Annotated in this window: 22 protein-coding genes; 8 read left to right on the top strand and 14 right to left on the bottom strand. The window is 70.8% G+C overall.

The window, feature by feature from the left end:
- Position 1: 1 nt before the first annotated feature.
- Positions 2 to 1,720, bottom strand: coding sequence for a dihydroxyacetone kinase family protein (locus F6B43_RS12065; protein WP_150449166.1), 1,719 nt, complete (start codon positions 1,718 to 1,720; stop codon positions 2 to 4).
- Positions 1,721 to 1,870: 150 nt separating this feature from the next.
- Here F6B43_RS12065 and F6B43_RS12060 point away from each other — a divergent pair, with 150 nt between their 5' ends.
- Both F6B43_RS12060 and F6B43_RS12055 read left to right on the top strand, forming a co-directional pair.
- Complete coding sequence (locus F6B43_RS12060) at positions 1,871 to 2,608, top strand: FadR/GntR family transcriptional regulator (RefSeq protein ID WP_150449165.1); 738 nt, start codon at positions 1,871 to 1,873, stop codon at positions 2,606 to 2,608.
- 42 nt (positions 2,609 to 2,650) lie between these two features.
- Positions 2,651 to 3,922 carry an FAD-binding protein gene (locus F6B43_RS12055; RefSeq protein WP_150449164.1) on the top strand — a complete coding sequence of 424 codons (1,272 nt, stop codon included), beginning with the start codon at positions 2,651 to 2,653 and terminating at the stop codon, positions 3,920 to 3,922.
- Between the two features lie 225 nt (positions 3,923 to 4,147).
- Here the strand turns inward: F6B43_RS12055 and F6B43_RS12050 are convergent, their stop codons facing one another.
- From F6B43_RS12050 to F6B43_RS12040, 3 genes are all read right to left on the bottom strand, one after another.
- The gene (locus F6B43_RS12050) at positions 4,148 to 5,491 is read right to left on the bottom strand and encodes an MFS transporter (protein ID WP_150449571.1); all 1,344 of its coding nucleotides are present in this window, start codon (positions 5,489 to 5,491) and stop codon (positions 4,148 to 4,150) included.
- A gap of 25 nt (positions 5,492 to 5,516) precedes the next feature.
- Positions 5,517 to 5,963, bottom strand: a complete 447-nt coding sequence (locus F6B43_RS12045; protein WP_246159924.1) for a MarR family winged helix-turn-helix transcriptional regulator — start codon at positions 5,961 to 5,963, stop codon at positions 5,517 to 5,519.
- Positions 5,964 to 6,027: 64 nt separating this feature from the next.
- Positions 6,028 to 7,644, bottom strand: a complete 1,617-nt coding sequence (locus F6B43_RS12040; RefSeq protein ID WP_211368124.1) for a DHA2 family efflux MFS transporter permease subunit — start codon at positions 7,642 to 7,644, stop codon at positions 6,028 to 6,030.
- A 90-nt stretch (positions 7,645 to 7,734) separates the two neighbouring features.
- Here F6B43_RS12040 and F6B43_RS12035 point away from each other — a divergent pair, with 90 nt between their 5' ends.
- From F6B43_RS12035 to F6B43_RS12025, 3 genes are read left to right on the top strand one after another with little or no spacing between them, the layout of a single operon-like run.
- Complete coding sequence (locus F6B43_RS12035) at positions 7,735 to 8,583, top strand: alpha/beta fold hydrolase (protein WP_150449162.1); 849 nt, start codon at positions 7,735 to 7,737, stop codon at positions 8,581 to 8,583.
- A 28-nt stretch (positions 8,584 to 8,611) separates the two neighbouring features.
- On the top strand, positions 8,612 to 9,661 hold the full coding sequence (gene lplAB / locus F6B43_RS12030) for a lipoate-protein ligase LplAB (RefSeq protein WP_150449161.1): 1,050 nt from the start codon (positions 8,612 to 8,614) through the stop codon (positions 9,659 to 9,661).
- A gap of 41 nt (positions 9,662 to 9,702) precedes the next feature.
- Positions 9,703 to 10,779: a DNA methyltransferase gene (locus F6B43_RS12025; RefSeq protein WP_211368144.1), complete on the top strand. Its 1,077-nt coding sequence runs from the start codon at positions 9,703 to 9,705 to the stop codon at positions 10,777 to 10,779.
- A gap of 164 nt (positions 10,780 to 10,943) precedes the next feature.
- Here the strand turns inward: F6B43_RS12025 and F6B43_RS12020 are convergent, their stop codons facing one another.
- The 5 genes from F6B43_RS12020 to galT all read right to left on the bottom strand — a co-directional run bounded on the left by F6B43_RS12020 (position 10,944) and on the right by galT (position 16,773).
- Positions 10,944 to 12,422, bottom strand: coding sequence for a carboxylesterase/lipase family protein (locus tag F6B43_RS12020; protein ID WP_150449160.1), 1,479 nt, complete (start codon positions 12,420 to 12,422; stop codon positions 10,944 to 10,946).
- Positions 12,412 to 13,056 (bottom strand): TetR/AcrR family transcriptional regulator, encoded by a 645-nt coding sequence (locus tag F6B43_RS12015; RefSeq protein ID WP_150449159.1) that lies wholly within the window; start codon positions 13,054 to 13,056, stop codon positions 12,412 to 12,414. Before F6B43_RS12015 ends, F6B43_RS12020 begins: the two co-directional genes overlap by 11 nt.
- Positions 13,057 to 13,364: 308 nt before the next feature.
- A complete protein-coding gene (locus F6B43_RS12010; RefSeq protein ID WP_150449158.1) occupies positions 13,365 to 14,210 on the bottom strand; it encodes an alpha/beta fold hydrolase in 846 nt (281 codons plus the stop codon).
- A gap of 224 nt (positions 14,211 to 14,434) precedes the next feature.
- A complete protein-coding gene (gene galK / locus F6B43_RS12005) occupies positions 14,435 to 15,613 on the bottom strand; it encodes a galactokinase (RefSeq protein ID WP_150449157.1) in 1,179 nt (392 codons plus the stop codon).
- Positions 15,610 to 16,773 (bottom strand): galactose-1-phosphate uridylyltransferase, encoded by a 1,164-nt coding sequence (gene galT / locus F6B43_RS12000; RefSeq protein ID WP_425486843.1) that lies wholly within the window; start codon positions 16,771 to 16,773, stop codon positions 15,610 to 15,612. Before galT ends, galK begins: the two co-directional genes overlap by 4 nt.
- A 170-nt stretch (positions 16,774 to 16,943) precedes the next feature.
- Between galT and F6B43_RS11995 the strand changes: the two genes are divergently transcribed.
- On the top strand, positions 16,944 to 17,933 hold the full coding sequence (locus F6B43_RS11995; RefSeq protein ID WP_150449568.1) for a LacI family DNA-binding transcriptional regulator: 990 nt from the start codon (positions 16,944 to 16,946) through the stop codon (positions 17,931 to 17,933).
- A 77-nt stretch (positions 17,934 to 18,010) separates the two neighbouring features.
- Here F6B43_RS11995 and galE read toward each other — a convergent pair whose 3' ends face one another.
- Complete coding sequence (gene galE / locus F6B43_RS11990) at positions 18,011 to 18,991, bottom strand: UDP-glucose 4-epimerase GalE (RefSeq protein WP_150449155.1); 981 nt, start codon at positions 18,989 to 18,991, stop codon at positions 18,011 to 18,013.
- A gap of 104 nt (positions 18,992 to 19,095) precedes the next feature.
- On the opposite strand from galE, the gene F6B43_RS11985 reads away from it, so the two are divergent.
- Positions 19,096 to 20,244, top strand: a complete 1,149-nt coding sequence (locus tag F6B43_RS11985) for a glycerate kinase (protein ID WP_150449154.1) — start codon at positions 19,096 to 19,098, stop codon at positions 20,242 to 20,244.
- Here F6B43_RS11985 and pgm read toward each other — a convergent pair.
- A complete protein-coding gene (gene pgm / locus F6B43_RS11980) occupies positions 20,241 to 21,881 on the bottom strand; it encodes a phosphoglucomutase (alpha-D-glucose-1,6-bisphosphate-dependent) (protein WP_150449153.1) in 1,641 nt (546 codons plus the stop codon). The genes F6B43_RS11985 and pgm overlap by 4 nt on opposite strands.
- A 182-nt stretch (positions 21,882 to 22,063) precedes the next feature.
- Here pgm and pheA point away from each other — a divergent pair, with 182 nt between their 5' ends.
- Positions 22,064 to 23,032 carry a prephenate dehydratase gene (pheA, locus tag F6B43_RS11975; RefSeq protein ID WP_150449152.1) on the top strand — a complete coding sequence of 323 codons (969 nt, stop codon included), beginning with the start codon at positions 22,064 to 22,066 and terminating at the stop codon, positions 23,030 to 23,032.
- 42 nt (positions 23,033 to 23,074) lie between these two features.
- Here pheA and F6B43_RS11970 read toward each other — a convergent pair whose 3' ends face one another.
- The 3 genes from F6B43_RS11970 to F6B43_RS11960 all read right to left on the bottom strand — a co-directional run bounded on the left by F6B43_RS11970 (position 23,075) and on the right by F6B43_RS11960 (position 26,888).
- The gene (locus tag F6B43_RS11970) at positions 23,075 to 24,133 is read right to left on the bottom strand and encodes an LLM class flavin-dependent oxidoreductase (RefSeq protein WP_150449151.1); all 1,059 of its coding nucleotides are present in this window, start codon (positions 24,131 to 24,133) and stop codon (positions 23,075 to 23,077) included.
- 214 nt (positions 24,134 to 24,347) lie between these two features.
- The gene (locus tag F6B43_RS11965) at positions 24,348 to 25,727 is read right to left on the bottom strand and encodes a cryptochrome/photolyase family protein (protein WP_246159922.1); all 1,380 of its coding nucleotides are present in this window, start codon (positions 25,725 to 25,727) and stop codon (positions 24,348 to 24,350) included.
- Between the two features lie 150 nt (positions 25,728 to 25,877).
- Positions 25,878 to 26,888, bottom strand: a complete 1,011-nt coding sequence (locus F6B43_RS11960; protein ID WP_150449149.1) for a diacylglycerol/lipid kinase family protein — start codon at positions 26,886 to 26,888, stop codon at positions 25,878 to 25,880.
- Positions 26,889 to 26,932: the final 44 nt, after the last annotated feature.

The following is a 26,932-nucleotide window of genomic DNA, read 5'->3' as shown; positions in this document are numbered from 1 at the left end:
GTCAGTTCCTTTCGAGGACGACGGCCAGCGCGCTGACGATGAGGGCGAACGAGTGTGCGCCGGGGTCGGCGGTGCCGACGCTGTGCTGTCCGTGCGCGCGAGCGCGGCCCATCTTGGGCAGCAGCGCGGCGGTGTCGGCAGCGGCGGCGGTCGCGGCATCCGCAGCCTTCCCCCACGCGTGAGGGAGGGATGCACCGGATTCGACCGCCTCGGTCAGAACGGTCGTGAAGGGCACGAGCGCGTCGACCATCGTCTTGTCGCCCACCTCGGCCTTGCCGTATGACGTGACGCCGCTCACGCCCGTCTCGATACCGGCCGCGACCTCCGCGGCCGAGGGCGTGCCGGTGTCTCCGAGCGCTCCGGCGACCCCGTTCAGGATCACGCCCCAGAGCGCGCCGGACGTTCCGCCGGCCTTGTCGGCCCACGCATCGCCCGCCCGCGCGAGCACCGTCGCGGCACCCGCGCCGGCCTCCTGCGCGGCGACGCCGGCCGCCAGGGCTGCGTGCGATCCGCGCTGCATGCCGATGCCGTGGTCGCCGTCGCCGGCGATCGAGTCCATCCGGCCCAGTTCGTCGACGTGCGCGTCGATCGTGTCGACGACCGTCTGCAGCGCGTCGCGGACGGCGGCGGCGACGGTGCGGGATGCCTCGTCCGAAGCCGGGATCTCTGCTGTCAGCGCCTCCACGGCCACGGCGGTCGACCGCGCCGCCGCGACGACCGATCCGCGACGGTACGCGGGGGTGTCGACCGGGGCGTCCCACAGGCGCTCGAGTTCTTCGTCGAGCCAGAAGAGGGTGAGCGACGTGCCCGCCATGTCGAACGACGTGCAGTACTCGCCGACGTGGGGATCGACCGGCACGATCCCGGCGTCCGCGAGCAGCCGGGCGATCCGCCGGTAGACGACGAACATCTCCTCGTACTTGAGCGAGCCGAGCCCGTTCAGGATGGGGACGACCCGCGCCCCCGCGACGCTCACCCCGTCGGGCACCTCGTCGAGCAACCGTGAGACGAGGAGCTCTGCCAGGCCGTCGGCCGTGGGGATGTCGGTCTCATCGATTCCGGGTTCGCCGTGGATGCCGAGCCCGATCGCAATCCTCCCCTCCGGGACGGTGAACAGCGGCTCGGGCGCGCCCGGCAGGGTGCAGCCCGTGAAGGCGACGCCGAACGACCGGGTCCGCTCGTTCGCGAGAGCGGCGACCCGGGTGACGGCGTCCAGGTCGTAGCCGGCCTCGGCCGCGGCGCCGGCGACACGGAACACGGTCAGGTCACCCGCGATGCCGCGGCGCTTGTGCTTCTCGTCGAGCGATGCGCTCGAGATGTCGTCGGTCACGGTGACCGTCTCGCACGCGATGCCCTCGTCGCGCAGCCGGTCTTGGGCCGCGTCGAAGTTCAGCACGTCGCCCGCATAGCTGCCGTAGGTGAAGAAGACGCCGCCGCCGTTGTCGGCGGCTTTGGCCACCGAGAGGATCTGCTGCGCCGACGGCGACGCGAACAGGTTGCCCATCGCCGCGCCGTGCGCGAGCCCCTGGCCCACGAGCCCGCCGAACGCGGGGTAGTGGCCCGACCCGCCGCCGACGACGACCGCGACCTGGCCGTCGGGCGACACCGTCGAGCGCACGACGCCGCCGGGTACACGGCGCACATACCGCTCGTTGGCGGCGACGAAGCCCTCGATCATCTCGTCGGCGAAGTCGGCGGGGTCGTTCCAGAGTCGCGTCATCGCGAATTGTCTCCAATGCTGACCGGGAGTGGGTGCGGCGCGGGATACGTGGGCGCGCAGCATCCATCCTGACAAACCGGTTGACCAATTGCAAGGTAACCGGTTGACCAATTCTGGCCGATTGGCCTGTACCGCGCTAGCGTGGTGCGCATGCCCGCCTACCCCGGTGGCCGCTCGGACGAGATCGCGGCCTCGCTCGAGACGCTGCCCACCGGCACGCCGGTCTCGGAGGTCGCGCGGCGCATGCTCGACCTCTTCACCGGTGGATCGATCGCCCCGGGCACGAGGCTGCCCCCCGAGCGCCAGCTCGCCCTCACCCTGGGGGTGGGTCGCTCCGCGGTGCGCGAAGCGCTCGCCGCACTCGAGATCATCGGAATCGTCGACGTGCGCCCCGGATCGGGCACCTACCTCCGCGGGACAGCGAGTGAGCTGCTGCCGCAGACCCTCCGATGGGGACTGCTGATCGGCGAGCGCAACACGACCGAGCTGCTCGAGCTGCGCTCCGGCCTCGAGATCTACGTCGCCCGACTGGCCGCCGGGCGGGCCGCGGCATCCGATCTCGACACGATCGGCGCGACCCTCGAACGCATGCGCACCAGCGTCGGCGACCTGTCGGCCTTCGCACAGGCCGACCTCGAGTTCCACCACGCCCTGGCAAGAGCGGCGGGCAACGCCGTGCTGATCGACACGCTCCACGTCGTGCGCTCGCTCCTCCAGGTCTACGCCGACCGTGCGGTGCACGACGCAGACCAGGCTCTGGTCGCGATCGCCGAGCACGATGCGGTGTATCGGGCCGTGAGGGAGCAGGATGAGGATGCCGCGGCCTCGGCGATGGCCGTGCACATGACCACGGCATCGCAGAGACTGTCCGCGGTCTCGGCGGAGTAGCCACGACGGCCGGCAGCGATGCGGGCAGGACGAAGGAGCAGGATGTCGCGCAACTGGGCGGGAACATACGAATACACCGCGCCGCGGATCGTCGCGGCATCGACGGTCGACGAGGTGCGCAGCGCCGTCGCCGCGGCCGTCGCGAGCGGTGGGAGGGTGCACGCCCTGGGCACCCGGCACTCGTTCACCGACCTGCCCGACACCAACGGCACCCTCATCGACCTCGCGGGCCTCGAGGGCGGCCTCGCGCTCGACGAGGAGGCCCGCACCGTCACGGTCGCCGCGGGCACCCGCTACGGCGTGCTCGCGCTGTGGCTCGAGGAGCGCGGATGGGCACTCCACAACCTCGGCTCGCTGCCGCACATCTCGGTCGGGGGCGCGACGGCCACAGGCACGCACGGCTCGGGCGACGGCAACGGCGTGCTCTCGACGGCCGTGGCCGCGTTCCGCTACGTCGGGGCCGATGGAGAGGTGCACGACGTGCGCCGAGGCGACCCCGACTTCGCGGCGCTGGTGGTCGGGCTCGGCGCGTTCGGCATCGTCGTGTCGCTGACGCTCGATCTGCAGCCGTCGTTCCGTGTGCGCCAGGACATCTACCGCGGACTGCAGTGGGATGCTCTGCTCGACCGGTTCGACGAGGTCACCGGTGCCGGCTACAGCGTGTCGGTCTTCACCCGCTGGGAAGACGACGAGGTCGGGCACGTCTGGGTCAAGACGCGTCTGGACACCGACGACGATCCGGTGCCGGACGATCTCGCCGGGTCGGTGCGCGACCAGGTCGTGGGCGAGGCGCTCACCCCCGTGCTCGATACGAACGTCACCGAGCAGGGCGGCGTCCCGGGCCCCTGGCTGCTGCGCCTCCCGCACTTCCGCCTCGAGGCTCAGCCGTCGTACGGCGACGAGATCCAGACCGAGTACTTCGTGCCCCGCGAGCAGGGGCCCGAGGCGCTGCGCGCGGTCAAGGCGCTGGCTGCGAGCGTCCAGCCGTATCTCCTCGTGACCGAGCTGCGCACCGCCGCCGCCGACGAGCTGTGGCTGAGCGGCGCGTACCAGCGCGACTTCCTGGCGATCCACTTCACGTGGATGCGCGACGCGGAGGGGGTGGGGTCGGTGATCCCGCTGATCGAGGCTGCCCTCGAGCCGTTCGGAGCCCGGCCGCACTGGGGCAAGTTCCACGGCTTCCGCGCCGCCGAGATGGAGCGCGTCCACCCGCGGCTGGCCGACGCGCGGGCCGTGTACGAACGCCTCGACCCGGACGGATGCTTCACGAACGCGCACCTCGAACGCGTGGGCGTGCGCGCTCCGCGCGGCTGAGCGCTGCCCGGCGCCGGTCGGTCCTCTCGCTGTAGAGCGATCAGCACCGTCGCGGGGTCGCGGGCTCGCGGGCTGGCGGGGCACTTGCGGTCGGTTCGGCGTGGGGGATGCGGCATGAAGTGGCCCGCGAGCGTGGAGGCCGCGGGCTGGCGGGGCACTTGCGGTCGGTTCGGCGTGCGGGATGCGGCATGAAGTGGCCCGCGAGCGGCTGGAAGGCCAGCCTCCTCAGCCGGTCGGGCGGGGCGTGAATGTGCTCGCGCGCTCGGGAAGTGGGAGAGTGGTGGCACCGCTGGCCGTATCGGCCACATCCTCCGGGGTCAGTACCCGTAGCGGGCGGGTCTCATCCATCGTGAGCCGGAACCGGCGCTCCTGATCACGGTGCAGCCGGCCCGAGGCGATCACCCAGCTCGCACCGATCGCACAGGCGAGCAGGCCCGCGGCTGCGCCGAGCTGGATCGCGGCGCGGGGCCCGAGGTTCGTCGCCACCCAGCCGGCGATGGGAGCGCCGATCGGGGTCGCGCCCATGATGACCGCCATGTACAGGGCGAGCACGCGGCCGCGGAGGGTCGGGTCGGTCGTCGTCTGCACGTACCCGTTCGCCGTCGTGAGCATCGTCACGGTGCAGAAGCCGACGAGCACGAGCACCGCCGCGTATGCCAGGTAGATCGGCATGAACGACGAGATGAGGGAGACGACGCCGAACCCGCCGGCGGCGTAGATCACGACGCGCATGCGCGCGCGGTCGCGCCGTGCCGAAAGGAGCGCGCCCGCGAGCGACCCCACCGCGAGCACCGAGCTGAGCAGGCCGTAGCCGTCGGCGTTCTGGCCGAATTCGAGCGCCATCGTCGACGCGAAGATCGGGAAGTTCATGCCGAACGCGCCCAGCAGGAATGCCATCACGAAGATCACGATCAGGTCGGGGCGGTGCGACACGTAACGGAACCCGTCCGCCAGGCGGGCGGTGCCGAGCGATCGCACGCGCGGTACGAGTTCGTGGACGCGGACGACCGCCAGGGCGATCAGCATCGCGAAGAACGTCGCAGCGTTGGCCAGGAACATCCACCCCGTGCCGACGAGCACGATGAGGATCCCGCCGATCGCGGGCCCGATCAGGCGGGCCATGTTGAAGGATGCCGAGTTCAGCGCCACCGCGTTGGACGCGTAGTCCCTCGCCACGACGTCCGAGACGAACGCCTGCCTGACGGGGGCGTCGAAGGCGTTGGCCACACCGAACCCGAGGGCGAACAGCCACATCATCGGCAGCGTCATGACGTGTGTGAGCAGCAGCACGCCCACGGCGACGGCGAGCAGCATGAGAGTGCTCTGGGTCACCATGAGGAGCTTCCGGCGATCGAACCGGTCGGCCACCCACCCCGTCACCCCGACGAGCACCAGCGGCGGACCGAACTGCAGGGCCATCGTGATGCCCATCGCCGTGGCGTCGTGGTCCGTGAGCTGGGTGAGGACGACCCAGTCCTGGGCGGTGGACTGCATCCACCCGCCGATGTTCGAGATGAGCGCGCCGATGAACCAGACGCGGTAGTTGAACAGCGACAGCGACCGGAACATCGCGCTCACGAGATGACCGCCCGTCTCATCGGTCGGCCACCGCGCGCATGATCGCCGCAGCGCGGGCGAGGGTTTCGCGTTCCGGGCCGCTCAGGTCTGCCAGAGCCCCCTCGAGCCATGCATCGCGTCGCCGGACGGTCTCTTCGACGACGGCGAGGCCTGCCTCGGTGAGGGTGATGTTGACTTTGCGGCGGTCTGCAGCATCCGTCGCCCTGGTGAGGTAGCCGGACTCCTCGAGGCAGTTGACCGTGCGGTTCATCGAGGGTGCGGTGACGCGCTCACGATCGGCCAGCTCGCTGAGCGTGTGCAGGCCATGCATCTTGAGGGCGGCGAGTACGGCGAACTGCCCGTCGCTCATGGTGTCGACCGCGCGCTGGGCGCGCAGCCGACGCGCGAGGCGGAAGGTCGCCATGCGGACCTCGGATGCTGTCGCACTGAGGTCGTCGTCGGGGATGTCATCGGTCGTACTCATACGGATAGTTAGCATAGCTCATTAGTTAGGCTAACTATCCGTCGAGGTCGGCTCGACGGTGCGGTCAGCCGGCCGCGGCGGCCTCCTCGGGCTCTTCCGCCTCTTCGACCTTCCTCGGACGACCGGATCCGAGCGAGAGGGTGGCGAGGAATCCGAGCGTGAGGAATCCGGCCGCCGTGAACGCCGCGAGCCGGGTGCCGTCCGAGAACGCGGCCTTCGCATCCGTCGCGAGGTCGGCGGTCGCGGGGGATTGCTCGAGCCCGGCGATCGCGCCGCCGGCGCTGTCGACAACGGCCGAGACGACCTGGTCGCGCTGCGCAGCATCCAAACCCCGGTCATCGAGCTTCGCCCCCAGGATCCCCGCGGTACTGGCGAACAGGACAGTGCCGAGGATCGCGACGCCGAGCGCCGAGCCGATCTGGCGCGCCGTCGACTGCGTGCCCGACCCCTGGCCGCTCTCGACGACGGGAACATCGGCGAGCACCACGCCAGTCAGCTGCGCGGTCGCAAGGCCCACGCCGAACCCGTAGATGAAGAGGAAGGGGATCAGCCAGCCCCATGCCGTGTCCGGCGCGACCACGAAGCCGATTCCGGCGACGCCGATGATCTCGGCGACGAGCCCGACGCGGACGACGGCGACCGGCGAGATGCGCCCGCTCGAGGCTCCGGCCGCGCCGCTCGCCACGAACGAGCCGATCGCGAGGGCGAGCAGCACGAAACCGGTCTGCAGCGCGTCGAAGCCGATCACGAACTGGAGCCACAGCGGGAGCGAGAGGATGATGCCGAATTCGCCGAGCGAGACCACCATCGCCGCGATGTTGCCGTTGCGGAATGAGGGGATGCGGAAGAGCGAGAACGCGATGAGCGTGGATCGCCCGGTGCGCTGGCGGTGCCGCCCCCACGCGATGAAGCCGACCACCCCGAGCACCGCGATCGCGAAGGCGAACGGGATGGGCGAGATCTGCCACGGCCACGTCCAGTCGCCGATCGACGGGGGCGTGGCGGTCTGCCACCAGCCGTAGGTCCGGCCCTCGATCAGTGCGAACACGAGCGATGCGCTCGCGATGACAGCGAGGAAGGCCCCGACGACGTCGATCGATCCGACCTTCTCCGCACGCGATTCGGCGACCGTGAACAGCACGCCGACGATGATGACGATGCCGAGGGGGACGTTGATCCCGAACGCCCAGCGCCACGAGAAGTCCGTCGTCAGCCAGCCACCGAGCAGGGGCCCGAGGGCCGCCATGCCGCCGATCGTCGAGCCCCACACCGCGAAGGCGATGCCGCGCTCGCGGCCGCGGAAGGTCGCGTTGATGAGCGAGAGGGTCGCCGGCAGCACCATTGCACCGCCGACACCCTGCACGAGCCGGGCGAGGATCAGCAGCCCGCCGGTCGGGGCGAAGGCCGCCGCGATCGACGACAGGGCGAAGATGACGACGCCGATCAGCAGCATCCGTCGTCGCCCGAATCTGTCTGCGAGGCTGCCGAAGACCAGCAGCAGCGAGGCGAAGACGAGCGTGTACGCCTCCTGCACCCACTGGACCTCGGTCGAGGTGAGGCCCAGATCGTCGACGATCGAGGGGATCGCCACATTCACGATCGTCGAGTCCACGATGATCAGCGAGACGGCGATGCTGATGAAGATCAGTCCGGCCCAGCGGCGGCTGCGGTAGTCGATCATCCTTTTTCCTAGCTTTTCTAGCGAAATTGATCGATCGCCACAGTACACCTCGTATGCGACGGAAGTGAACGGTCGACCTAGACTCGCGTCATGCCCGAGTTCATCGATGCGCACGGCATCGCGATCGTCTATGACGTCCACCCGGCCGAGACGTCGCCGCGCGGCGTCGTCCAGCTCCTCCACGGGGTCGGCGAGCACGCCGGCAGGTACGCGGCCACGATCGCGAGCCTGGTCGCCGAGGGGTACACCGTCTACGCCGACGATCATCGCGGGCACGGCCGCACGGGCATGAAGCAGCACGGCGACGCCGCGAAGCTCGGCAGGCTCGGCAAGGGCGGGCATCGTGCCGCCGTCGCCGCACTCTGGCAGTTCACCGAGCTGATCCGCGCCGAGAATCCCGGTCTTCCGCTCATCCTGCTCGGGCACTCGTGGGGGTCATTCCTCGCGCAGATCCTCTTGAACGACCACCCCGACGCGTACGACGCGGTCATCCTCTCGGGATCGGCGCTGCGGATGCCCGGCTCGTTGAACGCCGGAGACCTGAACGCCCCGTGGAAGGCGAAGGATGCGATGGGCACCGAGTGGCTCTCGTCCGACCTCGCGGTGGGCAAGGACTTCGTCGACGATCCCCTGACGACGATCACGCCGCTCGCCCGCCTGTTCGGGCCGATCGAAGGTCTGCGCATCTTCGGCAGGCCGCGCAAGGACCTCGGGCGCGACATCCCGATCCTGCTCATGGTCGGACGCGAAGACACCGTCGGGGGCCCTCGCAGCGTGCACAAGCTCGCGAACGAGTACCGCACCCGTTCCGGCCTCGTCGACGTCACGACCCTCGTCTACCCGGGTGCGCGGCACGAGATCTTCAACGAGGTCATGCAGGATCGCGTGCGCGGCGACCTGCTCGCCTGGCTCGACCAGCGCTTCCCCGCCCGCGACTGATCCGCGGGTGCGCGCTTAAGGTAGAGGCATGCACGGCGAATACAAGGTGCCCGGCGGCAAGCTCGTCGTGGTCGACCTCGAAGAACGCGACGGCCGCATCGCCGAGTTCCACCTCGCGGGCGACTTCTTCCTTGAACCCGACGATGCGCTCCTCGACATCGATGCCGCCGTGAACGGCCTGCCGGTCGAGTCGGATGTCGCGACCATCGCCGCCGCGGTGCGCGCAGCGCTTCCCGATGGTGCGCAACTGCTCGGGTTCACGCCCGAGTCGGTCGGAACCGCCGTCCGGCGGGCGCTCGTTACGGCGCCCGGATGGCGCGACTTCTCGTGGGAGATCGTGCACGAGGCCCCGGTGAGCCCGCGGATGAACCTCGCCCTCGACGAGGTCCTCACCGCCCGCGTCGGCGACGGGCGTCGCAATCCGACCCTGCGGCTGTGGGAGTGGAACGAGTCGGCGGTCGTGATCGGCTCGTTCCAGTCGTATCGCAACGAAGTCGACCCCGAGGGCGCGGCCCGCCACGGATTCGACGTCGTCCGGCGCATCTCCGGGGGCGGCGCGATGCTCATGGCGGCGAACTCGATCGTGACGTACTCGCTGTATGTCCCGGCATCCCTCGTCGCGGGTATGACCTTCGCAGACTCGTACGCGTTCCTCGACGATTGGGTGTTGCAGGCGCTGCGCTCGCTCGGGATCGAGGCGACCTACCAGCCGCTCAACGACATCGCCTCTCCGCAGGGCAAGATCGGCGGGGCCGCTCAGAAGCGCCTCGCGAACGGCGGCGTGCTGCACCATGCCACGCTCAGCTACGACATGGACGGTCAGGTCATGACCGAAGTGCTGCGCATCGGTCGCGAGAAGCTGAGCGACAAGGGCACGGTGTCGGCGGCGAAGCGCGTCGACCCTCTGCGGAGTCAGACCGGCCTGCCTCGCGACGCCATCATCGAGCGCTTCATCGACACTTTTGCGAACCTGTACGGCGCGGTCCCCGGCCATATCACCGAAGAGGAGTACGCCGAGGCGCAGGCCCTCGTCGACACGAAGTTCTCGACGGATGCGTGGCTGCGTCGGGTGCCGTGACCGCGCATCCGGCCCCTGAGCCTGCGGAGGGGTCGGTCGAGATCCACCACGGTGACAACCTCGCCGTCGCCCGCGCACTGCCCGACGCGGAGTTCACGCTGATCTACCTCGACCCGCCTTTCAACACGGGGCGAGTGCAGCACCGCGCGGTCGAGACCGCCCGTTCCACAACGCAGGTCGGCGCGCCCGGCCGCACAACGCAGGATCGATCGACCGATTCGGGGGCTCCGGGCCCCGATTCGGCCGATATCGGACCAGTGGTCCTGCGTTGTGCGCCAGGGGCGGAGCCGGGGCCGGGGGTAGAGGCCGCGGACCCGGGGGCGGAGCCGGGGCCGGGGGTAGAGGCCGCGGAGCCGGGGGCGGAGCCGGGGCCGGGGTCAGAGCCGGGGGTGCAGGCGAGGCCGGGGGCGGCCTCGAGTCGCAGCGCGGGGGCAGCGCCGGTGGTGCGCACGGGTTTCCACGGCCGCGAGTACGAGCGCCTGAGCGGCGACCTCCGCAGCTACGACGACCGGTTCGACGACTACTGGGCCTTCCTCGAGCCCCGCCTGGTCGAGGCCTGGCGACTCCTCGCGGACGACGGCACGCTCTACGTGCACCTCGACTACCGCGAGGCGCACTATGCCAAAGTGCTGATGGATGCCCTGTTCGGCCGGGACCGCTTCCTGAACGAGCTGATCTGGGCTTACGACTACGGCGCGAAGACGCGTAAGCGGTGGCCGACCAAGCACGACACGATCCTCGTCTACGTCAAGGATCCGTCGGCCTACTGGTTCGACTCCGAAGCGGTCGACCGCGAGCCCTACATGGCACCGGGCCTCGTGACTCCGGAGAAAGCCGCCCGCGGCAAGCTCCCGACCGACGTCTGGTGGCACACGATCGTGCCTACGACGGGCCGCGAGAAGACCGGATATCCGACTCAGAAGCCCGAGGGCATCCTCAGACGGATCATCCAGGCGTCGAGCCGTCCCGGCGACAGTGTGCTCGACTTCTTCGCCGGCAGCGGTACGACGGGCGCCGTCGCCTCGGCGCTCGGCCGGCACGCGGTGCTCGTCGACGAGAACCCGGCCGCCATCGAAGTCATGCGCCGGCGGATGCCGCACGCACGCCTGATGCCGTAGTCGTCCTGCGGGGGCTGAGGGCTGGGGGCCGGGGCGTAGGGCGCGGCGCGGGTCGGCGGCTGGGTCGGGCCGGAATCTCCCGGCGCTTCGACGCCGTGCGGTGCGACCGGGGTCCGGTCCGAGCGTCCGGGGTGGGGCACGTGGCAGCAGGCCGGGCCGCAGGGTCAGACCAGGGCGCGCACGCTCGCGTAGCCGTCCGCCATCACGTCGGGGAGGGATGCCTCGCCCCCGAACACGCGCGTCACTCCGGGGGCGGTCGACCACGCCGGCCACCCCGGCTCGCCCTCTCGGACGAAGGCCGCGGCAGAGCCGTGCATGGCATCGGCGAGCGCTCGGGGCGGGGCGTCGCCGGCGATCGCGGCCACCCCCTCGGCCCCGAGGAGGTCGAACCAGAACGGCACGTCGAGGCAGTGCACCGCCCACTGCTTCGTCGGCGACACCCACGAGAAGCGGTAAGCCCAGGTCGGAGCGTCGCCCCGTGCCTCGGCGACCCGCACGAGCGATGCCCGGAACAGGCGATCCGTGGCGTACCGCCCGAGCACCGCGGCGGTGCCCTTGCGGCGCTGCGCGGCGTTGTCGGCGAGATAGCGTCGGCGCACTCCGCGGTCCTTCACCATCCGGCCCAGGGCGAGGGATGCCGGCACCAGCCGCAGCTTGCCCTTCGCGCTGTCGGTGACCATCGTGAACTCATCGTCGTTCGCGCCGAGGACGAGGGGTTTGTCCGCGCCGACCCCGTCGCGGATCGCGTCGAGAGTCGGGCGGACCAGCAGCTCTCCGTCGATCATCGGGCCCCACGGCAGCCCCTCGTCCAGGAGCGTGCCCATCGCGACGAGCGGGTCGGGCGAGTCGGGCGACGCGGCCGCCTCCTGCAGCGCGAGCAGCTGCCCTTCGGGCACGGAGGCGAAGCCGTCGCGCGTCGGCGCGACGCCGGCGAGCCGAGCGAGCCTGGCTGCCGCCGTTCGCGCGCGCTCGCCCGAGACGTTGGCGATCGCGGCCGAGAGCGCCCACACCGAGTGGAAGAGGTGCTGTGCGGACGGCATCCCGAGCAGGATCAGCACCGCCCCGCCCCCGGCGGACTGGCCGGCGATCGTGACGCGGGCGGGGTCTCCGCCGAACTGAGCGATGTTCGCCTGGACCCATTCGAGCGCGGCGAGCCAGTCGCGCACGCCGCGATTGCTCGGCGCGCCGGGGATATGGCCGAAGCCGTCGAAGCCCAGCCGGTACGAGACGGTCACGGTGACGACGCCGTCGCGATTGAATGCAGCTCCGTCGTACCAGGGGCTCGCGGGCGACCCCTCCGTGTACCCGCCGCCGTGGATGTACACGAGCACCGGCAGGGCTGCCGAGTCATCGCCTGGGGCCGGTGTGAAGACGTTGACGTTGAGCGTTGCGTCGCCCGGGATCGCGGGCTCGGGGATCAGGGTCTGCTCGCCGGGCTTGTCGCGCTTGGCCGTCGGGCCGTACTCCACGGCGTCCCGCACCCCCTCCCACGGCTCGGGCGGCACAGGGGCCGCGAACCTCAGGTCTCCGACGGGTGCCTGCGCGAAGGGGATGCCGAGGAAGGCCGCCGACCCGTCGCGCCACGATCCGCGGACCCGGCCCGTAGTGAGGCGGAGGACCGGGGTGTCTGATTCAGGAGCCATCGGAGTCCTCCGGGTCGGCCGGCGCGGCGCCGGGAGATGCGGCAGCCGGAGTCAGGGCGTCGAAGAGCGCGTCGACGATGGCGGGCATGTCGACCTCGGGGTCGAGCATCCACTGCACCTGGAGTCCGTCGGCGACGGCCTGGAAGATCCGCGCGAGCGTGTCGGCGTCGATGCGGTCTGTGAGGAGCCCGGCGGCCTGCTGCCGTGCGAGCTCGCCGGTGAACGACTCGCGAAGCGCGCTGCCCCGGTTGAGGAAGTACGCGTGGGCGGGATGCTCGGGGTCGGCGCCGTCGACGGCGAGCCGTGAGAACAGCTGAACGAGCCCGGGAACCTCGCTGTTGTGCCGGATGACGCGGACGTAGCCCTCGCGCAGAATGCCCGGGGAGGCGGCTTCGACTGCCGTCGGGAGGTAGTGCGCGCTGTCGACCTCGTCGCGCTTGCGCAGGATCTCGGTGAAGAGCTCTTCCTTGCTGTCGAAGTAGTGCAGCAGGCCTGCCTGGCTGAGGCCCACGGCGTCGGCGATCTCTTTCACGGACGCGCCGCGATACCCCTCCCGAGCGACGACGTCGAGGGCCGCCTCGAGGATCTCTTCCCGTTTGGCTACGCCCTTCGCGTAGGAACCTCGCTGTGCCATGCCTCAGACCCTAAACCGAACAACCCATAAACCGAACATCGCTTGATATTAAAAACCACGTGCCATACAGGTTTCGTGCGCATTCACCGCGGGCGATGGCACGGATGGCGCAGATGATGGAGTCGTTTCCGGTCGGCCGCATCGGCATGACGGCGGGCGAGGGCTTCTCGCCCGCGATGGTCGACCAGTTGCTCGCGATGGCGAACGCGCCGCAGGGCTGATCCCGCTTCGGGCGACGCGCGGATGCCCCGGTGCTCCATCGCACCGGGGCATCCGCCGCTCGGGGTCCGCGCCGTGCGGCGCTGCGATCAGTCTGCGAGGAAGTCGAGCAGCACCTTGTTGACCTCGGCGCCGTGCGTCCACAGCATCCCGTGCGGGGCACCCTCGATCTCCACGTAGGTCGCCTTCGGCAGCAGCTCGCGGAACCTGCGGGCCGTCGCATCGATCGGGAGGACGTTGTCGGCTGTGCCGTGCACGATGAGCATCGGGATGTCGACTTCGGCGAGCTTGGCGATGTCGTCGCGGAAATCGGTCGGCCAGGTGAGCGGCGCGGCCGCGATCGCCGCGTTGCCGGCGAGGTTCGCGACCTGGATGCTGGCGTCCAGCGCTTCCTGCGAGATGCGTGTGCCGAGGTTCTCGTCGAGATTGTAGAAGTCCTTGTAGAACCCGGTGAGGAACGCGTAGCGATCCTCTCGCACCGACGCCGCGATCCCGTCGAAGAAGTCCTGTGGGGCCGCGCCGTCAGGGTTGTCGTCGGTCTTGAGCAGATACGGCTCGAGCGACCCGAGGAACACGGCCTTCGCGATGCGGACGGTGCCGAATTTCGCGATGTAGCGGGCGACCTCGCCGGTGCCCATCGAGAAGCCGACGAGCACGACCTTCTCGAGCCCGAGTTCGATCATGAGCTGGTCGAGATCGGTTGCGAACGTGTCGTAATCCGAGCCGGCCGACGTCTTGGTCGATTCGCCGAAACCACGTCGGTCGTAGGCGATGACGCGGTACCCGGCATCCAGGAGCGCTGCCTGCTGCTTGCCCCAGGATTCACCGTTGAGCGGAAAGCCGTGGATGAGCAGGACTGCTTGACCTTCGCCCTGGTCGGTGTAGTAGAGGCTGACTTCGGCCGTGTTCTCACTGCCGACGATGATGCGCGCCACGATGACTCCCTCCGCCGCGGGTTGCGGTACCGCGACCCTTCGACGCTAAGCGCACCTGCCGTGCCCGCGGTAGGGGTTGCGTCCCGCGAATTCTTCGCGTGCGTGCACGCGGTTCGGTGATCAAGGCCGCCGTGCTCCACGGTGCGTCCTGTCGGCGGAGCTTCCCCCGCGGCGGCCTTCGGTCGCCGCTCCCGCCACCGAGCCTCCGGGCGACGCAGGGCCGCTCAGGCCTCCCGGCGCGCGCCCTCCGACGGGGTCACGGTGAACATCGTGGGGGCGGTGAACCCGGATGCAGCGAAGGCGGCGGCCACCGCATCCTTCGTCGTGTCGATCCGCTCGCGGGCGACGAGCGCGATCGCGGCGCCGCCGAAACCCCCGCCCGTCATCCGCGCCCCGACCGCACCGGCCGACATCGCCGCCTCGACGGCGGTGTCGAGCTCGGGCACCGAGATCTCGAAGTCGTCGCGCATCGAGGCGTGCGAGGCGAGGAGCAGCTCGCCGATCGCGCCGGCGCCGTCGGTGCGCAGCGTGCGAACGGTGTCGAGCACCCGCTGGTTCTCGGTGACGACGTGGCGCACGCGACGGAAGGTGACGTCGTCCATGAGCTCCGCGGCGCGCGGGAGGTCATCCACGGTGAGGTCGCGCAGCGCGGGAACGCCCATGATCTGTGCACCGAGCTCGCACGACGCCCGGCGTTCGCGGTAGCCGCCGGTGGCATGCGAGTGCGCGACCTTCGTATCGATCACGAGCACCTCGAGGCCAGCGGCGTCAAAGCCGAGCTCGATGACCGAGGCGTCCAGCGAACGGCAGTCGAGGAAGATCGCGGCGTCTTGCCGGCCGAGCATCGACGCCATCTGGTCCATGATCCCGGTGGGTGCGCCGACCGCCTCGTTCTCCGCGGTCCGCCCGATGCGCGCGAGCGCGACGCGGTCGAGGCCGAGCTGCCACACGTCGTTCAACGCTGTCGCGGTCGCGCTCTCGATCGCGGCCGATGACGACAGGCCGGCGCCGATCGGAACATCGGACGCGATGGCGATGTCGACGCCGCTCAGCTCCGCGATCGAGGCTCCGGGTGTGGCGGCCAGCGCCCACGCGACCCCGAGCGGATACGCGGCCCACTCGGGCACTCGCCCCTTCGAGGGGAACAGCGTCGGAAGATCGGCGACACGCACTTCGACCGCGTCGGCGGCGAACGTGGATGCCACGCGGATGACGGCATCCCCTCGTATGCCCAGAGCGACATGCGTCCTGTGGTCGATCGCGAACGGAAGGACGAAGCCGTCGTTGTAATCGGTGTGCTCTCCGATGAGGTTGACCCGGCCCGGAGCCGACCACTCGCCCGCCGCACTTCCGCCGGTGAGGCCGCGGAGGAGTTCACGGGCGTCGGTCTGCGCGCTCGTCATCGTTCGATCACCTCGCGCAGGCGCGCCGCCGAGGTCTCGGGCGGTATGTCGCCGATCCAGGCGCCCATTGCAGCCTCCGAGCCGGCGAGGTATTTGAGCTTGTCGGCCGCGCGGCGGGGCGAGGTGATCTCGAGATGCATGCGGATCGTGTCGCGCCCGGCGTGGACGGGTGCCTGGTGCCACGCCGCGATGTAGGGCGTGGGTGTCGGGTAGAGCGCATCGATGCTGCGGAGCACGCGCGGGTAGACGTCGGCGAGTTCGTCGCGCTCCGCGGAGGAGGTGGCCGCGAAGTCCGGCACGTGCCGGCGGGGAGACATGTGCACCTCGACGGGCCAGCGCGCCGCGAACGGCACGTACGCGATCCAGTGCTCGGCCTCCAGCACCACGCGAGGGCCGGATGCCTCGGAGGCGAGGATCCGCTCGAAAAGGTCGGCGCCCTCGCGCTCGATGGACGCCAGGAGCAGCGTCGTGCGCGGAGTGATGTACGGGTAGGCATAGATCTGGCCGTGCGGGTGACGGAGGGTCACCCCGATCTGTTCGCCACGGTTCTCGAAGGGGAAGACCTGCTGCACGCCCGGAAGGGCCGACAGCGCGGCGGTTCGATCCGCCCATGCCTCGATCACTGTGCGCGCCCGACTCCGGGTCTGGGTGCCGAACGACCCCTCCTGCGCGGGCGAGAAGCACACCACTTCGCAACGTCCGACGGAACTGCGTGTGCGGTCGAGACCGGGAGCCAGCAGGTCGTCGAGGTCGCGCGGGGCGTCGTCGGCGGCGGGCGCGGCATCCGTCTGCACGCTCAGAGCGGGCCCGAACGACGGGGACTTGTTCTCGAAGACGGCGACGTCGTACATCGAGGGGATCTCAGAGGCGTTCGTCGCGGTCTGCGGCGCCAGCGGATCGAGGTGGGCGGGGGGCAGGAACGCGCGGTTCTGCCGCGCCGCCGCGATCGAGATCCAGTCGCCGGTCAGCACGTCGCGTCGCATGACGGCGGTCGCCGGCCGTGGGTCGAGGGCCCGGGTGTCGACGGATCGCTCGGTGCCGAGCGTCGTGTCGCGGTCGTCGTAATAGATCAGCTCGCGACCATCGGCGAGGCGCGTTGCGCGCTTTATCACCCCCGCCCCGAGCTCGATAGCGGCGATTTCCGTGCCGGACGAAGGTATGTTCACGTCAACACGGTAGCAAGAAGGCCATGGTAACGTCAACATTCCTATCCTGTGTACGGGAGGCGCGCATGAACCTGAGCTTCGAAGACCTGACCGGCGTGCCGGATCCCGGTCGTGGGCGCGCGCGAGCGGCGAATCCGCGCACGACGGAGGGCCGCAGGGTGTCGATGGCCGATGTGGCCGCGCGCGCCGGAGTCTCGGGCCAGACCGTGTCGCGCGTCGTCAACGAGAGTCCCCGCGTCGACCCGGCCACCCGCACCCGCGTCGAGGCCGCGATGCGCGCCCTCGGGTATCGCCCGCACCGCGCCGCGCGCGCTCTGCGCACCGGCCGCACACAGACGATCGGCCTGGTCGTCTCGACGCTCGCGACGGTGGGCAATTCCCGCATGCTGCAGGCCGTGGCGGATGCCGCGGCATCCCGTGGGTATGCCCTCACCGTCGTCACGCTCGGCGTGAGGGCCGACATCGACAGCGCGTTCGAGGCGCTCCGCGAACAGGGGGTCGACGGCGCGATCGTCCTGAACGAGGCGACCGCCGTCGTGCGGGATGCGACGGCACCGGCCGGGCTCCGCCTCGTCGTGGTCGATTCGGCCGCCGACGAGAGGTTCGCGGTCGTGGGAACCGCCCACGCAGACGGCGCGAGAACTGCGACCGAGCATCTGCTCGGGCTGGGGCACCGCACCGTTCATCACGTCGCCGGCCCGGCGGATTCGTACGCGGCCGCCGAGCGCGAACGCGGATGGCGCGCGGCGCTGGCGCACGCCGGCGTGCCGGCGCCCGAGGTCGCGCGCGGCGACTGGACCGCGGCATCCGGGCATGCCGCGGTCGCATTCGTCGCTGCCGATGCCACCGCCGTCTTCGCCGCCAACGACCAGATGGCGCTCGGCGCCCTGCGGGCGCTGGCCGAGGCGGGGCGCCGAGTTCCCGGCGACGTGAGCGTCGTCGGGTTCGACGACATCGCGGATGCCGCCGACTACCTCCCTCCCCTCACCACCGTGCGACAGGACTTCGACCGGCTCGGCGAGCGTGCCGTCACCCTGCTCGTCGGCTCGATCGAGGCCGAGCTGCCCCCTGAGCCTGCGGAGTCCGTGCCGACATCGCTGGTGGTGCGCGAGAGCACCGCGCCGCCCGCCTTCACTTCCCGCGAGACCGGATAGGCGCGACGAGACGGCGACGAATGGCGTCGGTCTCGCGCCGCCTATCCGGTCTCGCGGAAGAATCGGAGCAGAGCCCCTCAGGCGCCGGCCGCGCGGCGGGCATCCCACGCGGTCTGCACCATGTCGTCGACCGAGGAGCGCATCGCCCAGCCGAGGTCGCGGGCGGCAAGCTCGCCCGACGCCACGATCCGGTCGGGGTCGCCCGGGCGCCGCGGCGCGATCTCGGGCGTGAATGCGATGCCGGTGACGCGGGCCATCGCATCCATGATCTGCCGGACGCTCAGGCCATCACCGGAGCCGAGGTTGTAGGCGGGCTCGATCGGCTCGCCGCCGGAGAGCCGCTGCGCGGCCGCGATGTGGGCGAGCGCGATGTCTGCCACGTGCACGTAGTCGCGCATGTTCGTTCCGTCGAGGGTGTTGTAGTCGTCGCCGTTGATGCGCGGGGTGCGCCCGGCCAGGAGGGTCTCGAACACCACCGGGAAGAGATTGTGCGGGCTTGTGTCGTACACGGTGGGGTCGCCCGAGCCGACGACGTTGAAGTACCGCAGCGAGGTGTGGCGGAGCGGATGCTCCGACCCGGCCGTCGCGATCCCTTGATCGCGCAGCAGCCATTCGCCGATGAGCTTCGACTCGCCGTACGGCGACGCGGGCGCCTTCGGAGTGTCTTCGGTGACGAGGTCGACATCCGGCGTGCCGTAGACCGCCGCGCTCGAGGAGAACACGATGTTCGAGACATCCGCGGCCTGCATCGCCTCGAGCAGGATGCGCGTCGCCTCGACGTTCTGCGCGTAGGTGTGCAGGGGGCGCTGCACCGAGACGCCCGCGTACTTGTACCCCGCGACGTGGATGACCCCCTCGACGTGGTGCGCGCGCAGCGTGTCCTCGACGAGCGCGCGGTCGAGGATCGAGCCCTGCACGAACGGGACGCCCTCGGGCACGAACGAGGCGTGCCCGCTCGAGAGGTCGTCGATGACGACGGGAACCAGCCCGCCCGCGGTGAGGGCGCGCACGACGTGCGCTCCGATGTATCCGGCGCCGCCGGTCACTAGCCAGGACATTCCGCTCCTTCGTCGGCGCGGCGATGCGGGTTCTCGCTGATCGGCGCGCGGGGTGCGCGCGCCAGATTACCGTGCGCGGATGGCCCGGTTGTTACGGTGGGCCCGTGAGCCGCATCGTGATCGCCCCCGACAGCTTCAAGGGCTCGATCTCTGCGGCGGATGCCTCCGCCGCCGTCGCATCCGGTTGGCACGACGCACGGCCGGGCGACGAAGTGGTCCTTCGGCCCATGGCCGACGGCGGCGAAGGCACGCTCGCTGCGTTCGCCGCCGCCGTGCCCGGCGCACGGCGGGTGCCCGTCGTCGTCACGGGTCCGGACGACGCGCGGGTCGAGGCATCCTGGCTCCTGCTGCCGCTGACGAGCGCGTCGTCGAGCGCGTCGTCGAGCGCGTCGTCGGGCGCAACGGGGCTGGTCGAGCTGGCCGCCACGTCGGGGATCGAGCTGCTCGGCGGTCGGCAGCTCCCGCTCGACGCGCATACGGCCGGGTTCGGCGAGGCCATCGCCGCCGCCCTCGCCCACGGCGTGACCCGCCTCGTCGTCGGCATCGGCAGCAGCGCATCGACCGACGGCGGCGTCGGGATGCTGTCGGCCCTCGGCGCGCGGATCACCGACGCCGATGGCCGCCCCGTGCCGCGCGGTGCGCGCGGACTCGCCCGCATCGCCGACGTCGACCTGTCCGGGCTTCCGCCCCTCCCGCCCGGAGGGGTCACGGTGCTGACCGACGTCACCAACCCGCTCGTCGGTCCGGCGGGCGCCGCCGCCGTCTTCGGTCCGCAGAAGGGCGTCGCCGCCGCAGACATCGCGCCGCTCGACGCGGCCCTGGCGCGGTTCGCGGCCCTCGTCGGAGTCGACCCCGACCTCCCGGGCTCCGGCGCGGCGGGCGGCACCGGCTACGCCCTGCTCGCGTGGGGAGCCCACCTCGTCCCCGGCGCGGCGGCCGTGGCCGATCTGATCGGACTGCCCGCGGCGCTGAGCGGGGCATCCGTCGTCGTCACGGGCGAGGGCGCGTTCGACGGTCAATCCGCCGCGGGCAAAGCCCCGTCGCACGTCGCTGCGCTCGCCGCCGCAGCGGGCGTGCCTGTGATGCTCGTGGCGGGGCGCATCAGCCCGGATGCCGCGACCACCGCCTTCGCGGCATCCACGTCGCTCACCGGGCTCGCCGGGTCGCCTGACGCCGCGATGTCCGACTCCGCCCGCTGGCTCCGCGCGGCGGGCGCGGTGCTGGCCGCTCGCCTTCCCGGCGAATCGCGCTAGTCTCCGAGGGCTTCGGCCACGACGGCCCGGGCCTCTTCCTGCACGGCGTGCAGATGATCGGGCCCGCGCAGGCTCTCGGCATAGAGCTTGTAGACGTCCTCCGTGCCGGACGGGCGGGCGGCGAACCACGCGTGCTCCGTCTGCACCTTGAGGCCGCCGATCGCCGCGCCGTTACCGGGGGCGTGCGAGAGCTTGGCCGTGATCGGCTCGCCGGCGAGCTCGGTCGCGGTGACGGCATCCGGTGACAGCTTCGCCAGTCGCGCCTTCTGCGCGGGGGTGGCCGGGGCATCCACACGCTGGTAGACGGATGCTCCGTACGCGGCCTCGAGCTCGGAGTACCGCTGCGACGGGGTCTTGCCCGTCACCGCGAGGATCTCGGCGGCCAGCAGGCACAGCAGGATCCCGTCCTTGTCGGTCGTCCAGACGGTGCCGTCCTTGCGGAGGAACGACGCGCCGGCCGACTCCTCGCCGCCGAATGCGACGGATCCGTCCAGCAGCCCCGGGACGAACCACTTGAATCCCACCGGCACCTCGAGGAGGGGCCGGCCGAGCGACTCCGCGACCCGATCGATGATCATCGAGGAGACGAGGGTCTTGCCGACGGCAGCGTCCTTCGGCCACCCCTCGCGATGCGAATAGAGGTAGTCGATCGCGACCGCCAGGTAGTGGTTCGGGTTCATCAGCCCCGCGTCCGGGGTGACGATGCCGTGCCGGTCGGCGTCGGCGTCGTTGCCGGTGAGGATGTCGTAGTCGTCGCGCTTCGCGACCAGTGAGGCCATCGCGCTGGGCGAAGAAGGATCCATGCGGATCTTCTCGTCCCAGTCGAGGGTCATGAACTTCCAGGTCGGGTCGACGTCGGGGTTGACCACGGTCAGGTCGAGTCCGTAGTGCTCGGCGATGAGCGCCCAGTACTCGACGGATGCCCCGCCGAGCGGGTCGGCGCCGATCCGCACCTTCGCGTTCTTGATCGCGTCGATGTCGATGATGTTCTCGAGGTCGCGGACGTACGCCTCGCGGAAGTCGTATTCACCGAGGGCATCGAAGTCGATGTCGGCGAAGCGCGTGCGGTGCACGCCCTCGAGCCCGGCGGCGATGAGCTCGTTCGCCCGGTTCGCGATCCACCCGGTCGCGTCGGTGTCGGCCGGCCCGCCGTTCGGTGGGTTGTACTTGAAGCCGCCGTCGCGCGGAGGGTTGTGGCTCGGGGTCACGACGATGCCGTCCGAGCGGGCCGGGTCATCCAATGCCCTGTCGCGGTTGTAGGCGAGGATCGCGTGGCTGAGGGCCGGCGTCGGCACCCACGAGTCACGGGCGTCGATGCGCACGTCGACGCCGTTGCCAACGAGCACCTCGATCGCGCTGCGCTCGGCCGGGCGCGAGAGTCCGTGCGTGTCGCGCCCGAGGAAAAGGGGACCGGCGATGCCCTGGCCGTTGCGGTAGTCGATGATCGCCTGGGTGGTGGCCAGGATGTGGTCTTCGTTGAAGCTGGTCGACAACGACGAGCCCCGGTGCCCGCTGGTGCCGAACGCGACGCGCTGCTCGGGCACGTTCGGGTCGGGGTGCCGGTCGTAGTAGGCGGCGATCAGCTCATCGATGTCGATGAGGTCGAATGCTTGGGCGGGCTGTCCTGCGCGGCTCATGCGTCCCAGTCTGCCGCTTCACAGGCCGGATGGCACCCGTGCAGAGCCGCGTCTTCACCGCCCGGCGTGCACAACGCAGGACGAATGCGCACGTCGCTGCCCGCCACCCGCGGAAATCCGGGAGCGAGTGCCCGTTCGGTGCGCGCCGATCCTGCGTTGTGCACGCGGATAGGCTGGCCCCCGTGACCACGGACCCTACGGAAACGCCGAACCGCCGCACGTACAGCTTCCTCGGACCGGCCGGCACGTTCACCGAAGCGGCGCTGGCGCAGGTTCCCGAGGCGCGCGACCAGCACTGGCGACCCGTCCGCAACGTCGGCGAGGCGCTGGCCGACGTCGTCGAGGGGCGCTCCGACGCGGCGATGATCGCGATCGAGAACTCGGTCGACGGCGGTGTCTCCACCGCGCAGGACGCACTTGCGACGATGGGGGGCCTGCGCATCATCGGCGAGTACCTGGTCCCGGTGAACTTCGTGCTCGTCGGACGGCCCGGCGCGACGCTCGCCGACGTCTCGCTGATCGCCGCGCATCCCGTCGCCTACGCGCAGTGCCTGCAGTGGCTGAGCCGCGAGCTGCCCGCGCACGCGCACCTGCCGTCGGCGAGCAACATCGCCAGCGCACTGGGCCTGCTGGACGGCACGAGCGACGCGGACGCCGCGATCGCCGCCCCTGGAGTGCTCGAGCACCACGACCTCGAGCTCCTCGCGGAGCGCATCGGCGACAACCCTGCCGCCGTGACCCGGTTCGTGCTGGTCGGTCGCACTGTCGCGCCGCCGCCGCCCACCGGGGCCGACAAGACCTCGCTGATCGCCGAACTGCCCGAGGACCACCCCGGCGCCCTCCTCGAGCTGCTCGAGCAGTTCGCCACCCGCGGCATCAACCTGTCACTCCTCGCCTCGCGCCCGATCGGCGATGCGCTCGGCCGATACCGCTTCGTGATCGACGCCGACGGGCACATCGAAGACGAGCGGATGGCGGACGCCCTGATGGGCCTGCGCCGTTTCAGCCCCCGTGTGATCTTCCTCGGCTCGTACCCCCGCGCCGACCGCGCCGTCGTGCACTACCCCGAGCGCTATGCCGACGACGTGTTCGTCGAGGCGCGCGACTGGCTGCGCGGCCTGCTCAGCGGCGCTCCGGTCGAAGAGGCCTGACCGCGCCCCGAAGAGATCCGCGGAAGCGCTCGGTCCGGGCGCCTACGCCGCCTGTGCCGCTGCGATCAGCTCGAGTGTCTGCGTGCGGCCGGTCGCAGCATCCATCGGCTCGCCCTCGTAGGCGCCCGCGATCGGCGAGATCATGACCTCTTCGACGCCGTGACGGGCCGCGAACGCCGAGAGCGCCGACGCCACATCGGCCCCGGTGCCGACGAACCACTTCGCCCGTGCCGACGCCATGATCGACTCGGCCAGACCGTCGAAGTCGGATGCTCCGGCGATGGCCTCCTCGACGGACTCCATGGCCACCAGTGGGCGATTGGTGCGCAGCCGCGCCATCATGCGCTGGTTGGGCAGCGACCGCGCCTCGGCCTCTTCGGCGGTGGACGCGGCGATCGCGTTCGCCGTGAGGAACGTCCGAGGCGCCGCGAGCGTCGCCGACGGCTGGAACCCCGTGCGGTAGAGATCGAGGGCACGTTCGAGCCCCTCGCCCGAGAAGTGGTTCGCGAACACATACGGCAGACCGGATGCCGCGGCCAGCTGCGCGGAGTAATCGCTCGAGCCGAGCAGCCAGACCTCGGGGCTGCCTTCGGCAGCGGGGGTTGCGTGCACGTCGTACGTGCCCCCGCTGGAGAACCTGACCGTCGCGCCCTCTGCCGAGACGAGCGAGACGATGTCGCGGATGTTGTCGGGGAACCTTTCGACGTCGCTCGTCGTGCCGGACATCCGCAGGAGCTGGCTGATCACCTGGTCGCTGCCCGGCGCGCGCCCCAGGCCCAGGTCTATGCGGCCGGGTGCGAGCGCCTCGAGGGCCGCGAACTGCTCGGCCACGACGAGCGGCGAGTGGTTCGGCAGCATCACCCCGCCCGAGCCGACCCGGATACGGGTCGTCCGTGCCGCGGTCGCCGCGATCAGCACCGGCGGGGTCGTGGAGGCGACGGCGGGCATGTTGTGGTGCTCGGCGAACCAGTACCGCCGATAGCCGAGCGCGTCGGCACGTATCGCGAGGCCGAGGGATGCGGCGACCGCCTGCGCACTCGTCTGGCCCGTGCGCACCGGCACGAGGTCGAGGACGGACAGGGCGATCGGGGAGGAGCTCATGTGGATGACAACCGCCACCGAGGGGTTCGCCATTCCCCCGGGTTGCCCCGGCCCCCCGGCGGGTTGCCCGGCCCGGCGGGTTGCCCGGCCCCCCGGCGGATTGCCCGGCCGATCGCGGACATCTCGAAGGACGCGAGGGGCGGGTGTTGACTGGAGAGCGCCTCCGGCCCGGCTCGAAGCCCGTCCATCCTCCGAGATGCTCGGGTGCCCCGCGTCAGCGCGAGGCGCGCTTGACCTGCTCGTACGCTTCGAGGGCGGCCTTGCGCGACTCGGCGAGGTCGACGAGCGGGGCGGGAGTCGCCGCTCCCGGCTCCACGTACTCGGGCGCCCACGTGCGGACGTACTCGCCCGATGCATCGAACTTCTTCGCCTGCAGCTCGGGGTTGAAGACGCGGAAGTACGGGGCCGCATCCGCACCCGATCCGGCCACCCACTGCCAGTTGAACGGGTTCGAGGCCGTGTCGGCGTCGACCAGCGTGTCCCAGAACCACTCTTCGCCGTGCCGCCAGTCGATCAGCAGGTTCTTGATGAGGAAGGATGCTGTCACCATCCGCACCCGGTTGTGCATGATGCCCGTGTGCCACAGCTCCCGCATCCCAGCGTCGACGAGAGGCACTCCCGTGCGCCCCTGCTGCCACGCCTCGAGGTGCGCGGGCCGCAACTGAGGCCAGGGGAATGCGTCGAACTCTCGGTGCAGGTTCTGGGTCGCGAGGTCGGGGTGGAAGAACAGCGTGTGCGCGGCGAACTCGCGCCAGCCGACCTCCGAGAGGAATCGCTGTGCGGCCGCTGCCCGGGTTCCCGTCGCCCGTGCCGACACGGTCTCGTGCCACACCGTATGGGGGCTCAGCTCGCCCCATCGCAGGCGTGGCGACAGACCCGAGGTGACACCTGCGGCGGGTTCGTCGCGCGCCCGGTCGTAATCGTCGAGGTCGTCCGACAGGAACTCGCGCAATCGGGCGCGCGCCGCGGGCTCGCCGGGTTCCCACGTGTCGCGCAGCCCGCCGGCCCAATCCGGCCGCGTCGGCAGAAGGTCCCACTCCTCGAGTTCGTCGCCCGCCGGCATCGACGCCGGCCCCGGGATCTCGCGCGGCTCGGGAAGCGGCGCCCGCGGAGCGGGCAGCGCGAGGCACGCGCGCCAGAACGGGGTGAACACCGAGTAGGGCGTGCCCGATCCGGTCTGCACCGTCCACGGCTCGAAGAGGAGGGATGCCGCGAAAGACGACACCTCTCCACCGCCGTCGCGGAGCGACGCCTTCAGTGCCGCGTCGACCTCCCGCTCGGCCCCCCCGTAGCGACGGTTCCAGAAGACGGCGCCGGCGCCGACATCGGCCACCACCTGCGGGAGCACCTCGGCGGCGGGTCCGCGCCGCAGCACGAGGATCGACCCGCGTTCGCGAAGGCGCTCGCCGAGCGAGGCGAGCGATCCGTGCAGCCACCACTTCGCGGCTCCGCCCAGCGGACGGATGCCGGGCGACTCCTCATCGAGGATGTAGAGGCCGATGATCGGCTCGCCCCGATCGAGCGCCGCGCGCAGCGCCGGGTTGTCGGCGAGGCGGAGGTCGTCGCGGAACCACACGATCGAGGGGCCAGTCACCGCCCCATCCTCGCATCCGCTCGCCCGGGTCTCGGAGGGCTTGCGCTTCGCACGCGTGTCCGCCAGGTGGCGGGGGTGTGGGGCCGCCGGGACCGTCTCCCGGACATGCGATGCGTGCTCACTCGCCCGCATCGGACGCAGATTCCGGTGTCAGAGCCCTGTGGTGTCGTGCCCGCTGGGCACCATCGTGATCAGCCCGCCGGGAACGACCCGGCACTCCAGGCGCGTGGCCAGACCGAATTCGTCTCCGTCGAGCTGCACCGGCTGGGCCTCGACGGCCGCGACCTCTACGCCAGCGCCGCGGGCGTAGAGCACCGAATTGTCTTTGGTGCGCAGCGCGAGCACGCGCCGCCCGGTGCGGAAACGGCGGAGGAAGCTGTTGTCCCACGCCACTCGCCGCCACACGAGGACCCAGCCCAGCGCGCCCTTCGGCTGGAAGATCACGACGTCCAGTTCGCCGTCCGACACCGATGCCTCGGGGATCAGCTCGAGGCCGGCGGGGAGCGACCCGCAGTTGGCGACGAGGATGCTCTGCACCCGCGCCGAATGCAGGCGCCGCTGCGGAATCTGGTACATGATCCGGAACGGCTTGGCCTTCACGAGCGAGCGCGCTGCGCCGTCGACGTAGGCGATCCAGCCGACGCGCTTCTTGAGCACGCCGTTGGTGTTGGCGATCATCGCGGCATCCAGGCCCATACCGCCCATGACCACGAACGCGCGGTCCTCCCTGCTGCCGTCCTGGCGGATCATCGCAGCGAACCCGACGTCGATCGGCAAGCGGTCGCCCTCGAACGCCGCACGGATCATCGCCTGCGGGTCTGTCAGTGGCAATCGCATGTTCCGGGCGAGCAGGTTTCCGGTGCCGCTCGGCACGATCGAGAGCGGAACCCCCGAGCCCGACATCGCCTCGACCACTGCACGCACGGTGCCGTCGCCGCCGGCGACGAGCACGGCATCGACGCCCTGCTCCAGCGCCCGACGGGCGACGCCGTCGCCGAGATCGTCGACGGTCGTCTCGAAGAAGAGGGGGTTCTGCCACCCGGCCTCTGCGGACAGCGCCTCCACGCTCGCGCGCAGCGCGGTCTTGTCCACCTTGATGGGGTTGTAGACGAGTGCCGCCTGCCGTCCGCCCTGATCCGTGTCGGGGGAGGGCGTGGTCATGGGGCAACCCTAGTCGGGCTGGTCGGCGGCCCCGCCCCTAGACT

The organism is Microbacterium rhizomatis (assembly GCF_008710745.1).
GTDB lineage: Bacteria > Actinomycetota > Actinomycetes > Actinomycetales > Microbacteriaceae > Microbacterium > Microbacterium rhizomatis.
The sequence above is the reverse complement of the archived record's forward strand: the minus strand, read 5'-3'. Positions and strand labels throughout refer to the sequence as shown.

Coding starts and splice junctions, on each gene's coding strand:
- F6B43_RS12050 (WP_150449571.1), bottom strand. CDS start 5,491: ATGTTCCGGTCGCTGTCGCTGTTCAACTACCGCGTCTGGTTCATCGGC.
- pgm (WP_150449153.1), bottom strand. CDS start 21,881: ATGAGCCGCGCAGGACAGCCCGCCCAAGCATTCGACCTCATCGACATC.
- galK (WP_150449157.1), bottom strand. CDS start 15,613: ATGACGAGCGCGCAGACCGACGCCCGTGAACTCCTCCGCGGCCTCACC.
- F6B43_RS12015 (WP_150449159.1), bottom strand. CDS start 13,056: ATGGCACAGCGAGGTTCCTACGCGAAGGGCGTAGCCAAACGGGAAGAG.
- F6B43_RS12060 (WP_150449165.1), top strand. CDS start 1,871: ATGCCCGCCTACCCCGGTGGCCGCTCGGACGAGATCGCGGCCTCGCTC.
- F6B43_RS12040 (WP_211368124.1), bottom strand. CDS start 7,644: ATGATCGACTACCGCAGCCGCCGCTGGGCCGGACTGATCTTCATCAGC.
- F6B43_RS12020 (WP_150449160.1), bottom strand. CDS start 12,422: ATGGCTCCTGAATCAGACACCCCGGTCCTCCGCCTCACTACGGGCCGG.
- F6B43_RS11995 (WP_150449568.1), top strand. CDS start 16,944: ATGGCCGATGTGGCCGCGCGCGCCGGAGTCTCGGGCCAGACCGTGTCG.
- F6B43_RS11960 (WP_150449149.1), bottom strand. CDS start 26,888: ATGACCACGCCCTCCCCCGACACGGATCAGGGCGGACGGCAGGCGGCA.
- F6B43_RS12055 (WP_150449164.1), top strand. CDS start 2,651: ATGTCGCGCAACTGGGCGGGAACATACGAATACACCGCGCCGCGGATC.
- F6B43_RS11970 (WP_150449151.1), bottom strand. CDS start 24,133: ATGAGCTCCTCCCCGATCGCCCTGTCCGTCCTCGACCTCGTGCCGGTG.
- F6B43_RS12045 (WP_246159924.1), bottom strand. CDS start 5,963: ATGAGTACGACCGATGACATCCCCGACGACGACCTCAGTGCGACAGCA.
- galE (WP_150449155.1), bottom strand. CDS start 18,991: ATGTCCTGGCTAGTGACCGGCGGCGCCGGATACATCGGAGCGCACGTC.
- lplAB (WP_150449161.1), top strand. CDS start 8,612: ATGCACGGCGAATACAAGGTGCCCGGCGGCAAGCTCGTCGTGGTCGAC.
- F6B43_RS12065 (WP_150449166.1), bottom strand. CDS start 1,720: ATGACGCGACTCTGGAACGACCCCGCCGACTTCGCCGACGAGATGATC.
- F6B43_RS12035 (WP_150449162.1), top strand. CDS start 7,735: ATGCCCGAGTTCATCGATGCGCACGGCATCGCGATCGTCTATGACGTC.